Source organism: Duganella sp. SG902 (assembly GCF_013376005.1).
In the GTDB taxonomy this organism is placed as follows: domain Bacteria; phylum Pseudomonadota; class Gammaproteobacteria; order Burkholderiales; family Burkholderiaceae_D; genus Rugamonas.
The window spans coordinates 71,817-85,058 of sequence record NZ_JABMJK010000001.1 but is presented as its reverse complement, the minus strand read 5'-3'; the positions used below and the strand labels follow the sequence as shown (position 1 = coordinate 85,058).

The window sequence follows — 13,242 nt, the reverse complement described above, 5'->3', positions numbered from 1 at the left end:
TGGGCATGCATCCCATGATTTTACATCAATGCGACTGATTCAGGTAAGAGTCGCCCACCAGTCCGCGGCGCGTGGCCAGCACCACGGCGTGGGTGCGTGCCGTCGCGCCAAGCTTGTCAAAAAGACCTTTGACGTGGGTCTTCACCGTGCCGACGCCGATGCCCAGCTCACGCGCGATCGACTTGTTGCACTGGCCCTGGGCCAGCAGCTGCAGCACGTCGGTCTCTCGGCTGGTCAGGCCGATGCGGGTGAAGCTGTCGGCCACGCAGCGGCTCAGTTCCGCGCTCAGGTAGCGCATGCCGCGGCTCAGGGTGCGCACGGCGGTCAGCAATTGCTCGGTGTCGGCGTTCTGCAGCAGGTAGCCGTGCACGCCCGCCATCATGGCGGTGCGCACTTCCCATTCGCGTTCCAGCTGGGTCACGATCAGCACGCGCGGCTGGGCGTCGCCGTGATGGGCGTTGGCGCTGCGGCGCATGTGTTCCAGGCCGCCGCGGTGGTCGAGGATGATCACGTCGGCCGCGTGGGCGGACGGCTCGGCGCCGGCGGTGGCGACCTGCATGTCCTCCTGCGCACCGAGCAGCGTGGCCAGGCCGGCGTTGACGATCGCGTCCGCGTGCGCGATCAGCACGCGGACCTTGTCGCCCTGCTGCGCGACGGTATTGGTGTTAGCGGCGCCGCCAACGGCGGTCTGTGGCCAGGTTCGGGTATCCACTCGCATGTCACTCTCCTAAAAATGAAACTTCGTCATTCACTATTCATCGGGTCCGGCGGCAGGATCAGGCGGCGGCGTCCGAATACGCGCGCGTCCACCGAGTAGCCCCCGGCGCCCAGCAGCACCAGCGCGATCGCCGTCAGGGTGGCGATCATCAGCGTGGCCGCATGCTGCCAGTCCGCGTGCGCCATGCACGCCATCTGGAAGCCGCCGCTGACCAGCGCCGCCACCGGGGTCAGGAAGCCGGCCGTCAACGCCAGCACCAGCACCAGTTCCAGCGACACCAGCCACCAGGGCGTGACGCCGCCGCAGCCGCTTTCCAGCAGCAGCTGCAAACCCACCGCTGCCCTTAGTATCAAGAGGCCGGCGCCCGCGCTACCGCGCGGAAAACTGGAACTGAATCCCCGCATGAACAGAAGATTAAGCTTTCCAATCGGTTTTGCCACGCCCCGATCCGGGAGTAAGCCCCTACCCAGATGGAGGTATAGGCAGGCGCTTGCATTTGTGGCATGCTTGGAGTCAGATGTCAGAACTTTATTCGCGAGATGCCCATGAACCCGCCGCCTATCACCATCCTGAGCGTGGATGACCATCCGATGTTCCGGGAAGGCATAGCCAGCGTGATCGCCGACGAGGACGACATGCGGCTGGTGGAGGAGGCCACCAACGGCGTGCAGGCGGTGGATGCCTACCGGCGCCTGCAACCGGACGTCACCCTGATGGACATCCAGATGCCCGAGATGAACGGCATCGACGCCACCATCGCCATCCGCAAGGAATTCCCCAACGCCCGCATCGTGGTGCTGACCACCTACGAGGGCGACGTGCTGGCCCAGCGCGCGATCGCCGCCGGCGCTTCCGGCTACCTGTTAAAGAGCATGCTGCGCAAGGAACTGCTGGCCACCATCCGCTGCGTGCACGAGGGCCGGCGCAGCATTCCGGCGGCGGTGGCCAGCGGCATCGCCGAGCATTGGCACGAGGGGGCGCTCAGCAAGCGCGAGGTGGAAGTGCTGCAGCTGGTGGCCGGAGGCCAAAGCAACAAGCGCATCGGCATGCACCTGGCCATTTCCGAGGAGACGGTCAAGGTGCACATGAAGAGCATCCTGGCCAAGCTGAATGCCAGCGACCGCACGCACGCCGTCACGCTGGCGATCGAGCGCGGCATCCTCGACCTGCACGCCTGCGGCGTGATCCAGTAACTAGGCGGCTTCCCGCAGCAGCCAGCGTCGCAGCGCGCCGCGCCGGCGCTGGTAGACCGCCGTTGCCGGCGCGCGCACCTGCACCACCGTGCCCAGGCCGGGGCGGCACCACAGTTCCAGCGCGGCGTCGATCTTGCCGGCGCGCTCGCGCATGCCGGTCAGGCCCCAGTGGCCTGGCAGTTCGCCGGCCGACAGCACGTCGTCCGGAATGCCGCCGCCGTCGTCGCGCACCTCCAGCGTGATGTGATCCTGCGCGTAGCCCAGTTCCAGCTCGATGCGGCAGGCGCCCGCATGGCGAAAGGCGTTGAGCAGCGCCTCGCGGCCGATGTGGTAGAGGTGCTCCCCGGCCGCGTCCCGCAGCGGCGCCAGCTGGCCGGTGACGATCAGCGCAAAGTCGGCCGCGTGCTCCTCGCGCAGCTGTTGTCCCAGTTCGCTGAACAGGCGTGGCAGGTCGTGCTGATAGGTCTCCACCGTGCGCAGGCCGCTGACTTGCTCGCGTCCCTCGGCCAGCACGCTGTCGGCCTGGTTCAGGATTTTCTCCACCAGCTGGTAGGCCTCGCCGCCCGGCGGCAGGCGCTTGAGCAGGGTCTGCACGCGCAGCATCAGCCCTTGCACGCTTTGCAGGAAGGTGTCGTGCAGCGCGCGGGCGATGCGTTCGCGTTCATCGGCGCGGTCCTCAAGGCGCCGGCGCAGCTGGTTGGTCACGTGCCGCAGCCGCAGGCGGTAAGCCATCCATAGCACCACGCCGAGCGCCATGGCGCACAACAGCTTGAACCAGATGGTTTCGACAAACGTGGGCGGAATGCTGAAAGCCAGTTGCGCCTCCTGCGGATTCCATACGCCGTCCTCGTTGGCGGCCATCACGCGGAAGCGGTAATGGCCGGGAGCGAGGTTGGTGTAGAACGCCTGGCAGCGCGGGCCCGGATCCTGCCAGTCGTTGTCGACGCCATCGAGCCGGTAGCGGAAGCGCACGCGTTCCGGCACGCCCAGGCTGAGCGCCGTGTAATCGATCCGCAAGCTGTTGGTGGACTGGGGCAGCTCCAGGCCGGGCAGGGGGCTGTAGCGCTGTTCGCCGATCGCCACGCCCTGCACCAGCACCGCCGGCGCCACCGGGTTGCGCGCGATGCGCGATGGATCGATCCAGTTGATGCGGTTGGCGGTGGCCATCCACAGCAGCCCGTCGTCGCCGAGCACCAGCGAAGGCATGGGCCGCAGTTGCGAGGCCGCCCCCAGCAGGCCGTCGTGGGCGTCGAAGCGTTCGTATTCGACCTCATGGCCACGCTGGCGCCGGGCCAGGGTCACCTGTTCAGCGCCGATGCGCGTCAGTCCCTCGGTGCCGAACAGCCATAAATCGCCGCGCGCGGTCAGCGCGATGCCGGAGACGCCGCGGAAGGCTTCGCCCTTGCGGCCATGCAGCGGCACGAAGCGTTCGCCGTCGAACCACGCGACGCCACGTTCGCCGCCGGCCCACAGCTGGTCCCTGTCGCGGTAGATGGTCAGCACGTTGCCCAGTTCGACGCCTTGCTCGGCGCCGAAGACGGTGGCCTTGCCATTGGCGATGCGGATGATGTGGTTGCGGATGTAGCCGGCCCACAGCGCGCCATCGCCGCCGTCGGCCAGGCAGATAGGGAACTGGTCCTCCATGGCGGGCGTGGCCAGGGGTGGGGCGGGCTGGCGCCGCCACTGGCCATCCTTCAGCAGGTACAGGCCCTCGCGCACCACCGAGACCCACAGGCCGCCGCCGGCCGCGCGGCTCATGGCCTGCACCTCGTAGCTGCGCGCCTCCGGCGGCAGCGGATAGCGTTCCACGCGGCCGCCGTCGGCGCTCCATACCTCGTCGTCGTTGCCGGCCCAGAGCACGCCGTCCGGATCGCGGTACAGCGCCGAGATGTGCCCGGACAGCACGCTGCGCCGCTCGCCCTCCGGTCCCAGCGCGTGCAGCGCGCCGGTCCGGTCGCCGGCCCAGACGCCGCCGCCGTTGACCGGCGCGATCGCCGGGTGGTTGAAAATGGTGGGCAGCGGCAGCGTCAGCAGGCGATTGCGGCGGAAGCGGTTCAAACCGGCCGAGGTGCCGATCCACACATTGCCCTCGCGGTCCTGGAAAAAACTTTGCGGCAGCCCGCCGCTCAAGTCCTGCTGCTGGCCCGCCTCGTCGCCGCCGGCGCCGCGCCGCTCCATGCCGCCGGCGCGGAACAGCCACATATTGCCATCGCGGTCGTAGTACATATTGCTGCCGCTGAGCGCCGGCCTGGCCGCGCTCTCGCCGGCCGGCGCTTCCGGCCGCATGCGGTAGTAGCTGTCCACGTCCGAGGCCCACACGGCGCCATCCGGCGCCAGCGCCATGCCGCGCAAGTCGCCATGCGGCCACGCCTGGCGGAATGGCGCGCGCTGGTCGGCGCGGCTGTAGATCCCGCCCTGCATCGCCACCCATTGCCGGCCGCCGCGATCGAACAGCACTTGGCGTGCGCGCCGTTGCGGCAGGCCGGCCTCCGCGCCGACGGTGACGAAGCGGTCGCCATCGAGCCTGGCCAGGCCGTCGCGCGCGGCCACCCACAATACGCCGTCCGGCGCGCGCGCGATGCTGGTGATGGCGCCGCCCGGCAGTCCCTGTCCGGCCGCGTAGTGGCGCGCCTGGCCGTTGTGGAAGTAGCTGATGCCGCCGCCCATGCGGTAGCCGACCCACAAGCCGCCTTCGGGCGGGGCGTACAGCGTGCGGACATTGGAGGACAGCAGGGCGTGGCCTTCGACGCTGTCCATGCGTTCGTAGCGGCGGCCGTCGAAGCGGTACAAGCCGGTGCCGGCGGCGAGCCACAGCCAGCCGTCGCTGGTCTGGGCGATGTTGAGGATGTCGACCGGCGCGTTATCGAGCGCGCTCCACGCGGTGTGAGTGTATTGTTCCTGCAGGCGCGAGGCTGGCTGCTGGGCGGGCGACGGGGCGCACCATAACAGGCCGCAAAAGGCTGCGGCATGCAGGAGCAGGAGTGCGCGTGCTGTCGTCATCTGATGATTTTAGCATCGATCCGACGCCGGATTGGGATCCCCCAAAAGGGAGGGGGACGCCCGATCAATACCAGTGATGCCAGAAGCGGGCGTGCTCACTACACTGTGCGCACGATTTACTTACTGGAGCTATGCTAAATCATGAAAATGTATATCGTATCGCTGGCCGTCGGCTTGTTGGTCGGCCTCATATACGGCTTTCTGAACGTGCGATCACCGGCGCCGCCGGTGATCGCGCTGGTCGGTTTGCTTGGCATGCTGCTCGGTGAGCAGCTGCCGCCGCTGCTGCGCCAGCTCTGGAAGCCGGAAGCAAAACAAGTGTCGTGGATTGAAGACCACGTCAAGCCGCATTGTTTCGGCCAACTGCCATCCGCGCAGAAGGCCGATGAAACCAGGAGCACCTGATGTCCCAAACACCCGATCTGATTCTCCACCGCGGCCTGTTCACCACGCTGGACCGCGCCAATCCCCACGCCGAAGCTGTCGCCATCAAGGATGGCAAGTTCACCCACGTCGGCGGCGCCAACGAAATTATGGCGCTGGCCGGCCCGCAGACCAAAATCATCGACCTGCAAGGCAAGCGCGTTTTGCCGGGCCTGATCGACAACCACTGTCACATCATCCGTGGTGGCCTGAATTTCAACCTGGAGCTGCGCTGGGACGGCGTGCGCTCGCTGGCCGACGCCATGGCCATGCTGAAGGCGCAGGTGGCGATCACGCCGGCGCCGCAGTGGGTGCGGGTGGTGGGCGGCTTCACCGAACACCAGTTCGCCGAGAAACGCTTGCCGACCATCGAGGAGCTGAACGCGGTGGCGCCCGATACCCCGGTGTTCATCCTGCACCTGTACGACCGCGCGCTGCTGAACGGTGCCGCGCTGCGCGCCGTCGGCTACACCAAGGACACCCCGGAACCGCAGGGTGGGCAGATCCTGCGCGACGGTTCGGGCAACCCGACCGGCCTGCTGCTGGCCAAGCCGAATGCCGCGATCTTGTACTCAACGCTGGCCAAGGGCCCGAAACTGCCGCTGGAGTACCAGGTCAACTCGACCCGCCACTTCATGCGCGAACTGAATCGTCTTGGCGTCACGGGGGTGATCGACGCCGGCGGCGGCTTCCAGAACTACCCTGAAGACTATCAGGTGATCCAGCAACTGGCCGACGCCAAGCAGCTGACCATCCGCATGGCCTACAACCTGTTCACGCAGAAGCCCAAGCAGGAAAAGGAAGACTTCCTGAACTGGACGCAAAGCGTGAAGTACCAGCAGGGCGACGACTACTTCCGCCACAACGGCGCCGGCGAGATGCTGACCTTCTCGGCGGCCGACTTCGAGGACTTCCGCCAGCCGCGTCCCGACATGCCGGAAACGATGGAGGGCGATCTGGAAGGCGTGGTACGCGTGCTGGCGCAGAACCGCTGGCCATGGCGCATGCACGCCACCTACGATGAGACCATCAGCCGCGCGCTGGACGTCTTTGAACGCGTCAACCAGGACATTCCGCTGGAAGGCCTGAACTGGTTCTTTGACCACGCCGAGACCATCTCCGACCGCTCGATCGACCGCATCGCCGCGCTGGGTGGCGGCGTGGCGGTGCAGCACCGCATGGCTTACCAAGGCGAGTACTTCATCGAGCGTTATGGCCATGGCGCGGCCGAGGCCACGCCTCCGATCAAGAAAATCCTGGAGTCGGGCGTGAAGACTTCCGCCGGTACCGACGCCACCCGCGTGGCCTCGTACAACCCGTGGGTGTCGCTGGCCTGGATGATCACCGGTAAAACCGTCAGCGGCGCGCAGCTTTACCCGCGCGCCAATTGCCTGGACCGCGAAACCGCGCTGCGCATGTGGACCGAGAACACCACCTGGTTCTCCAACGAGGAGGGCAAGAAAGGCCGCATCCAGGTGGGCCAGCTGGCTGACCTGATCGTGCCGGACAAGGACTTCTACGCCTGCGCCGAAAGCGAGATCTGGGACCTGACGTCCGACCTGACGGTTGTCGGCGGCAAGATCGTCTACGCCAAAGGCGCCTTCTCCAGCCACGACACGCCACCGCCGCCGGCCATGCCCGATTGGTCGCCGGTGCGGCGCTTCGGCGGTTATGCCGGCTGGGGCGAGAAGCAGGGCACCAGCCGCGCGGCGCTCAAGGAACTGGAAAAGCGCCAGCTGCGGCAGAAGCGTGAACGCGAGCGGCAGGCGGCCGCCTGCGGCTGTGCCAACAACTGCAACGTGCACGGCCACCAGCACGCCAACGCATGGGGCAGCAAGCTGCCGACGTCCGATCTCAAAAGCTTCTGGGGCGCGCTGGGTTGCGCCTGCTGGGCGGTGTAATGCGCAGCGCCAGCATCGCAACAACCTCTGCGGCGCTGCGCGCGCCGTGGGTACGCTGGTTATGCCTGTTGCTGCTGTGTGCCGCCTATCTCCAGGGCGGCATCAACAAGCTGACCGACTTCAACGCCGCCATCGGCGAGATGCGGCATTTCGGCCTGTCGCCGGCGGCGCCTTTGGCGGCGCTGGTGATCGCGCTGGAACTGGGCGCCTCGCTGGCCATCCTGACCGGTTTTTACCGCTGGCTGGGCGCGGGTTTTCTTGGCGTGTTCACGCTGATGGCGACCTTCGTGGCCAACCGCTTCTGGGAGATGGGCGGTCAGGAGCGCTTCATGGCCGCCAACAGCTTCTTCGAGCATCTCGGCCTGACCGGTGCTTTCCTGCTGGTGGCGTGGCTCGATTTACAGAAAGGTAGTAATGGAACGCGGTGATATCAAACAAGGCGCGGCGCTGGGCTTCCTGGCCGGCTATGTCGACACGCTGGGCTTCGTCGGCCTGTTCGGCCTTTTCACAGCCCACGTGACGGGCAACTTCGTGCTGATCGGCCGTGCGCTGATCGAGCCCTCGCAAACCATCGCCATCAAGCTGATGGTGTTCCCGGTGTTTATCCTGTTCGTCGCGCTGGCGCGGCTGGCCATCCTGCACTGGGACCGCAACGGCGGCAAGACGCTGCGCAACAGCTTCCTGTTCCAGCTGGCGATGATGCTGGCGACGGTGTTGTGCGCGTGGCAGGCGGCGCCCGTGGTGGAAGCCTCGGCGCCACTGACGCTGCTTACCGGCTCGCTGTGCGCCGGCGCCATGGCCGTGCAAAACGCCTACGGCAAGCTATTGCTGGGCAAGACGGCGGCGACCACCGTCATGACGGGCAACGTCACGACGCTGGTGATCGAGTTGGTGGATTCGCTGCGCGGCGACAAGGACGCTATTGGCCGCTGCAAGAAGCTGACCTGGCCGGTGCTGGCCTTCGCCGCAGGTTGCATGTGCGGCGGCGTGGCCTTCGTGCTGGCCGGCTTCCACGGCCTGCTGCTGCCGTGCGCGATGCTGGTGTGGCTGGCGGCGGCAGCGAAGGATTAGATGGTAATAATCCCGCGTTTCAGGGCGATCGTCACCGCGTGGGTGCGATCGTTCGCGGCCAGCTTGGCCAGCACGTTCTTCATGTGAGCCTTGACGGTTTCCTCGGAAATCGCCAGGCGCTCCGCGATGCGGCGATTGGAGTGCCCACTCGCCGCATGATTCAACACTTCCATTTCCCTTGAACTCAACGGCCCCTGGCCCATGTGCTGGGCCAGTTCCATCGCGATCTCCGGTGGTATGCGGCGCTGGCCCATGTGCACGCCGCGCACGGTGTCCAGCAAGTCCTTGCGCAAGGTGCTCTTCAACAGGAAGCCGGCCGCGCCGCCTTGCACGGCGCGCAGGATCTGCGCGTCGCCCTTGTAGGTGGTCAGCATCACGACGCGGGCGTTGTTATGCTCGCGCCGGATTTCCTGCAGCGCCGTCACGCCATCCATCTCCGGCATGGCGATATCCATGATGGTGACGTCGGGCCGCAGCTGCTGGTAGGCGTCCACGGCCTCGCGGCCGTTGCACGCTTCGCCGACCACCTGCATGTCCGGCTGGTTGGAGATGGCCTCGCCCAAACCGGCGCGCAGCAGCGGGTGGTCGTCGACGACCAGTACGGAGATGGCGGCGCTCATGTCAGCGCAACTGGGTGTAGGCCACGGGAACCCACTGGTAGCCCTTGCCATTGCCGCGCAAGTGGCCCAGGCCCGGGAACGACAAGTGCGAGGCGCCGACCAGCGTGCCGTCCTTGGCCACCGCCTGGAACACCTTGGCGCGCGCCGCGGCGGCGGCCTTGGCGTCGCTGTCGAAGCCGATGGTCACTTCAGGATGGTCGAACTGCACCGCGCCCACGTGGATCAAGTCGCCCAGCAGCACCAGCTTCTTGCCCTTGCTTTCCACCGTGTAGATGGTGTGGCCCGGCGTGTGGCCGTAGCTGGAGGTGGCGCGCACGCCTGGCGCCAGTTCGGTGTCGCCGCTGAATGGCTTCAGGTGCTGGGCGTTGGCGTACGGCGACAGCGAGGCCACCGCGCCCTGGAAGAAGCCCTTGCTGTCGGCCGGGGCCTTGTCCTGGTTGGCTTGGCTCAGCCAGAAATCGGTATCGCGCTTGTCGGCGCGCACCACGGCGTTGGGGAACACGATCTGGCTGTTGGCCGCCAGGCCGCCCACGTGGTCCGGGTGCAGGTGGGTCAGATAGATTTCGTCGATCTGTTCCGGCTGATAGCCGGAGGCCTTGATGTTGGCCGCCAGCTTGCCCAGCGTCGGGCCGAACAGGCCGCCGGCGCCGGTGTCCACCAGAATCAGTTTGGCGCCGGTGTTGATCAGGAAGGCGTTGACCGAGGTCTCGGTCGGCAGCGACTGGAAGTTGCGGGCCAGCGCCTTGGCGGTGACTTCGGCCGGCTCGTGCAGCAGCTTGTCGACCGGCAGGTCGACCGTGCCGTCGCTGATGGCCGTCACCTCGAAGTCGCCCAGCGTGATGCGGTGGAAGCCCGGCGCGTTGGTGCCGGCCAGCGGCGCCGCGGCGAAGGCGGGGACCGAGCTGGCGAGGGCGAGGGCGGCGATCAGTGGCGTAAATTTCATGTTGATGTCCTTAACAATTCATCGATAGGACGCAGTATGCTGCTTTGCAAAAAATGGCACAATATGTAAAAAGGCAAATAGTCTTTGCATATTACGCAAAGTCCGGGGCATGGGGAAAAGATGATTGATGGATTGGAATGCTTTGTTACAGTAGTGGAACTCGGCAGCCTGTCGCGTGCGGCGGTGCAGCTTGAAATGGCGGTGTCTTCGGTGTCGCGCAAGATCGACGCGCTGGAGCAGGAACTGGGCGCGCGGCTGCTGTTGCGCAGTTCGCGCCAGATATTGGTGACCGACGCCGGCGAGCGTTTCCTGCCGCGCGCCCGCAACATCCTGGCCGAACTGGCGGACGGCCGGAACGCCGTGCAGGAACTGGACGTTGAACCGCGCGGCCTGTTGACGGTCACCGCGCCGGCCGCCTTCGGCCGCCTGCACGTGGCGCCGGCCATCGCCTCCTTCCTGCAACGCCACCCGCTGATCGAGGTGGACCTGCACGTGAGCGACGACGTGGTGGACCTGTCGGCGCGCCGCGTGGACGTGGCGGTGCGCGCCGGCGTGCTGCCGGCCAGCGATCTGGTGGCCACCCATTTGGCGGGCATGAACCGTGTGGTCAGCGCCAGTCCGGCGTATCTTGAAAAGCATGGCTGGCCCAAGTCGCCGGAAGACCTGCTCAATCACGAATGCCTGACCGTGAACGGCCGCGTGCCGCCGCGCGGCTGGTGGCGGTTCCAGGGCGTGAACGGCTATCAGCCCTTGCCGGTAAAAGGGCGGCTGCGCTGCGACGATACCGATTCGCTGCTGCATGCGGCCATCAGCGGCGCCGGCATCGTCCACCTGGCGAACTGGCTGGCCAGCGATGCCATCGTGGCCGGGCAGCTGGTGCCGGTGTTCCCCATGCTGCCGGTGGAGAAGGACGCCAACGTACGGCGCGACCCGAACGAGCCGGCGATCCATGCGGTGCACATGCCGGGTCGTTCCAACCAGGCCAAGGCCCAGCTGCTGATACGTCATTTGAGGGAGTATTTTGGCAGTCCCGCTTATTGGGACCTGGCGATGGAGGCTGCCGGGGCGGGCGAACGCCGCGCCCCGTGAGATAGCGGAAGGCGATCAGTCCCAGTCGCCGCCACCGCCGCCACTGTCGCCGCCACCGCCGCTGTCATCCCAGCCGCCGCCGCTGACGCCGAAGTCGTTGCCGCCCATGTCGTCGCGGCGTAGCAGCTCATCGCGCGACGAAGGATCGTCGTAGATGATGTCGTTGCGCGGCTGGTCGTGGCCCGCGTTGGAGTCGTGGTTGCCGGTGAACTGGCGCGCCAGCGCTTCAGCCGCGACGAAGCCCGCACCCACCGCCGCGCCGGTCGCCAAGCCGCCCATGATGCGCGAGCCCATGCCCGGTTGCGCCGGCTGCCCATAGCCCGGCTGGCCGTAGCCCGGTTGCGGGTAGCCCTGCTGCGGATAGCCGCCCGGCGCATAGCCCGGCGCCGCGCCCGGATTGTAGCCGGCCGGGTTGTACTGATCGTTGGCGGCCTGCTGCTGGCGGCGCTGCATGAAGCGCGTGGCCAGCCAGATAAAGCCGGCTAGACCTAGGCCGATGATCAGGATGCCGCCAAAGGAAATGCCGCTGCTCTGCGGCGCGTTGGCGTAGCCGCCGCTGCCATAATTGGCGCCGCCGCCGTTATTGGCGTGGCGCGCCGGCTGCTGCGCGTAATTGGTCTTCTGGCCTTCCGCCAGCAGGGTTTTCAGCTTGGCCACCGCTTCCGGCTTTACCTTGGGCAGGCCGGGCGAGAGCTGCTCGGCCTTGGCCAGCGAGGCTTGCGCGGCAGCGAACTGGCCTTGCTTGGCCTGCAGTTCGGCTTCGACAAAGTACGCGGTGGCGCTGTTGGGGTGTGCCTTCAGCACCTGATCCATCATCGCCTGCGCTTCGGCGTATTTGCCTGCTTCGGCGGCCACATACACCTCGTGAATGGTGGGCTCGGCGGCAAATACAGGGGCCGCGAACGCCAGGGCGCCGGCCAGCATGGTAATACGTGCAATAGATTTCGCCGTCATTTCAATACCTCCTAGTGAAGACAGGCCTAAGATGAAGGTAGTTTACGCCAATTTCAAGGGCACCGCGGTGCGTTGCAGCACAGAGTCGCGCGATGCCGCCACGCTGGCGGCCACCATCTCGGCGGTGGCGGCGCACAGGGTCCAGCCCAGGTGGCCGTGGCCGGTGTTGTAGAACACGCCCGGAGCCTTGCCCGGGCCGACGCGCGGCATCAGATCCGGCATCATCGGCCGCAGGCCGGCCCATGGCGTGATGTCGCGCGTGCTGACACCGGGGAAGTTGCGCTGTACCCAATCGGTCAGCGGGGCGATGCGGTCGGCGCGGATGTCGCGGTTAAAGCCGTGGAACTCGGCGGTGCCGGCCACGCGCAGGCGGTCCTCGCCCAGCCGGCTGCTCACCAGCTTGACCGTGTCGTCCACCAGGCTGACGCGCGGCGCGGCGGCGCGGCTGGCCGCATCGTCCAGGTGCACGGTGACTGAGTAGCCCTTGACCGGATAGACGTTGACGTCGTCGCCGACGTGCGCCGCCAGCTCGCGGCTGGCCGCGCCGGCGCAGATCACCACGCCGTCGTAGTCGGTAATGTCGGCGCTGTCGCCTTGCAGCACGGTGACGCTGACGCCATGGTCGCCGGCGCTCAGTTGCACCACCTGCTGGTTGAAGCGCAGCTGGACGCCGAGGCGCTGCGCGGCCTGCGCCAGGCCGGTGGTGAACTTGTGGATGTCGCCGCTGCTGTCGCTTTCGGTGTAATGGCCGCCGTAGAACTGGCCCTGCAGCGCCGGCTCGATGGCGCGCATCTCGTCGGGCGTGACAGCGCGGCGCGGCACGCCGCCGCGTTCCAGCAGCTTGCTGACCGCCACCGCGTGCTCGAACTCGGCGCGGTCGCGGTGGATGTGCAGGATGCCGCGCCGCTCGAGATTGAAGTCCAGGCCTTCGTCCGCCGCCCACTGGAACAGATGCTCGCGCGCGGCCACCGCCATGCGGGCCAGCGCGATGGTGTTGTCGTGGTAGTGCGGCATGGCGCCGATAAACTCGGCGAACCATGACAGCTTGTGCCAGGTGGGATGCAGGTGCACCAGCAGCGGCGCATCGCCGCGCAGCATCCACTGCAGCGCCTTGGCGATGGTGGCGCGGTGGTTCCAGACCTCGGCGTGGGAGGCCGACAGCTGGCCGCCGTTGGCATACGAGGTTTCCATCGCCACGTAGCGGTGGCGTTCCAGCAGGGTGACGGCGAAGCCGCGCTTGGCGAGGGCATAGGCGGTCGTCACCCCGGTGACGCCGCCGCCGATGATGGCGATGGTTTTCATGATGTGCATAACAATGTTACAAGAAAAC

At 66.9% G+C, this 13,242-nt stretch carries 13 protein-coding genes; 6 read left to right on the top strand and 7 right to left on the bottom strand.

Translation table 11 applies throughout. The features are described from left to right. Nucleotides 1–25: 25 nt before the first annotated feature. Together FHW83_RS00355 and FHW83_RS00350 are read right to left on the bottom strand one after the other, a co-directional pair. Nucleotides 26–718, bottom strand: coding sequence for a response regulator transcription factor (locus tag FHW83_RS00355; RefSeq protein WP_176644397.1), 693 nt, complete (start codon nucleotides 716–718; stop codon nucleotides 26–28). A gap of 26 nt (nucleotides 719–744) precedes the next feature. Further along, nucleotides 745–1,053 carry a hypothetical protein gene (locus FHW83_RS00350; protein WP_176644396.1) on the bottom strand — a complete coding sequence of 103 codons (309 nt, stop codon included), beginning with the start codon at nucleotides 1,051–1,053 and terminating at the stop codon, nucleotides 745–747. A 204-nt stretch (nucleotides 1,054–1,257) separates the two neighbouring features. Here FHW83_RS00350 and FHW83_RS00345 point away from each other — a divergent pair, with 204 nt between their 5' ends. After that, on the top strand, nucleotides 1,258–1,911 hold the full coding sequence (locus FHW83_RS00345; RefSeq protein ID WP_373997149.1) for a response regulator: 654 nt from the start codon (nucleotides 1,258–1,260) through the stop codon (nucleotides 1,909–1,911). Here FHW83_RS00345 and FHW83_RS00340 read toward each other — a convergent pair whose 3' ends face one another. Beyond that, entirely contained in the window at nucleotides 1,912–4,911 is a 3,000-nt protein-coding gene (locus FHW83_RS00340; RefSeq protein WP_176644394.1) for a two-component regulator propeller domain-containing protein, read from the bottom strand. A 141-nt stretch (nucleotides 4,912–5,052) separates the two neighbouring features. Between FHW83_RS00340 and FHW83_RS00335 the strand changes: the two genes are divergently transcribed. Genes FHW83_RS00335 through FHW83_RS00320 form a run of 4 tightly spaced genes read left to right on the top strand, consistent with a single transcriptional unit; the run spans nucleotide 5,053 to nucleotide 8,306 of the window. Continuing rightward, nucleotides 5,053–5,316: a DUF1427 family protein gene (locus FHW83_RS00335; protein WP_176644393.1), complete on the top strand. Its 264-nt coding sequence runs from the start codon at nucleotides 5,053–5,055 to the stop codon at nucleotides 5,314–5,316. Further along, entirely contained in the window at nucleotides 5,316–7,235 is a 1,920-nt protein-coding gene (locus tag FHW83_RS00330) for an amidohydrolase (protein WP_176644392.1), read from the top strand. Before FHW83_RS00335 ends, FHW83_RS00330 begins: the two co-directional genes overlap by 1 nt. Continuing rightward, nucleotides 7,235–7,663, top strand: a complete 429-nt coding sequence (locus FHW83_RS00325) for a DoxX family protein (RefSeq protein WP_176644391.1) — start codon at nucleotides 7,235–7,237, stop codon at nucleotides 7,661–7,663. Before FHW83_RS00330 ends, FHW83_RS00325 begins: the two co-directional genes overlap by 1 nt. Further along, entirely contained in the window at nucleotides 7,650–8,306 is a 657-nt protein-coding gene (locus FHW83_RS00320) for a YoaK family protein (protein ID WP_176644390.1), read from the top strand. The genes FHW83_RS00325 and FHW83_RS00320 overlap by 14 nt, the downstream gene beginning before the upstream one ends. Here the strand turns inward: FHW83_RS00320 and FHW83_RS00315 are convergent. Together FHW83_RS00315 and FHW83_RS00310 are read right to left on the bottom strand one after the other, a co-directional pair. Further along, the gene (locus tag FHW83_RS00315) at nucleotides 8,303–8,926 is read right to left on the bottom strand and encodes a response regulator transcription factor (protein WP_176644389.1); all 624 of its coding nucleotides are present in this window, start codon (nucleotides 8,924–8,926) and stop codon (nucleotides 8,303–8,305) included. The genes FHW83_RS00320 and FHW83_RS00315 overlap by 4 nt on opposite strands. 1 nt (nucleotide 8,927) lies before the next feature. Continuing rightward, nucleotides 8,928–9,869, bottom strand: coding sequence for an MBL fold metallo-hydrolase (locus tag FHW83_RS00310; protein WP_176644388.1), 942 nt, complete (start codon nucleotides 9,867–9,869; stop codon nucleotides 8,928–8,930). Nucleotides 9,870–9,989: 120 nt separating this feature from the next. On the opposite strand from FHW83_RS00310, the gene FHW83_RS00305 reads away from it, so the two are divergent. Further along, nucleotides 9,990–10,958, top strand: a complete 969-nt coding sequence (locus FHW83_RS00305) for a LysR family transcriptional regulator (RefSeq protein WP_176644387.1) — start codon at nucleotides 9,990–9,992, stop codon at nucleotides 10,956–10,958. Nucleotides 10,959–10,973: 15 nt separating this feature from the next. Here the strand turns inward: FHW83_RS00305 and FHW83_RS00300 are convergent, their stop codons facing one another. Further along, a complete protein-coding gene (locus FHW83_RS00300) occupies nucleotides 10,974–11,912 on the bottom strand; it encodes a tetratricopeptide repeat protein (protein WP_176644386.1) in 939 nt (312 codons plus the stop codon). A 42-nt stretch (nucleotides 11,913–11,954) separates the two neighbouring features. Next, the gene (locus tag FHW83_RS00295; protein ID WP_176644934.1) at nucleotides 11,955–13,214 is read right to left on the bottom strand and encodes a D-amino acid dehydrogenase; all 1,260 of its coding nucleotides are present in this window, start codon (nucleotides 13,212–13,214) and stop codon (nucleotides 11,955–11,957) included. Between the last annotated feature and the right edge of the window lie 28 nt (nucleotides 13,215–13,242).

Excerpts from the sequence above, each read along its gene's own strand:
- FHW83_RS00355 (WP_176644397.1), bottom strand. The coding sequence starts at position 718 with ATGCGAGTGGATACCCGAACCTGGCCACAGACCGCCGTTGGCGGCGCC.
- FHW83_RS00345 (WP_373997149.1), top strand. The coding sequence starts at position 1,258 with ATGCCCATGAACCCGCCGCCTATCACCATCCTGAGCGTGGATGACCAT.
- FHW83_RS00340 (WP_176644394.1), bottom strand. The coding sequence starts at position 4,911 with ATGACGACAGCACGCGCACTCCTGCTCCTGCATGCCGCAGCCTTTTGC.
- FHW83_RS00335 (WP_176644393.1), top strand. The coding sequence starts at position 5,053 with ATGAAAATGTATATCGTATCGCTGGCCGTCGGCTTGTTGGTCGGCCTC.
- FHW83_RS00330 (WP_176644392.1), top strand. The coding sequence starts at position 5,316 with ATGTCCCAAACACCCGATCTGATTCTCCACCGCGGCCTGTTCACCACG.
- FHW83_RS00325 (WP_176644391.1), top strand. The coding sequence starts at position 7,235 with ATGCGCAGCGCCAGCATCGCAACAACCTCTGCGGCGCTGCGCGCGCCG.
- FHW83_RS00320 (WP_176644390.1), top strand. The coding sequence starts at position 7,650 with ATGGAACGCGGTGATATCAAACAAGGCGCGGCGCTGGGCTTCCTGGCC.
- FHW83_RS00315 (WP_176644389.1), bottom strand. The coding sequence starts at position 8,926 with ATGAGCGCCGCCATCTCCGTACTGGTCGTCGACGACCACCCGCTGCTG.
- FHW83_RS00310 (WP_176644388.1), bottom strand. The coding sequence starts at position 9,869 with ATGAAATTTACGCCACTGATCGCCGCCCTCGCCCTCGCCAGCTCGGTC.
- FHW83_RS00305 (WP_176644387.1), top strand. The coding sequence starts at position 9,990 with ATGATTGATGGATTGGAATGCTTTGTTACAGTAGTGGAACTCGGCAGC.
- FHW83_RS00300 (WP_176644386.1), bottom strand. The coding sequence starts at position 11,912 with ATGACGGCGAAATCTATTGCACGTATTACCATGCTGGCCGGCGCCCTG.
- FHW83_RS00295 (WP_176644934.1), bottom strand. The coding sequence starts at position 13,214 with ATGAAAACCATCGCCATCATCGGCGGCGGCGTCACCGGGGTGACGACC.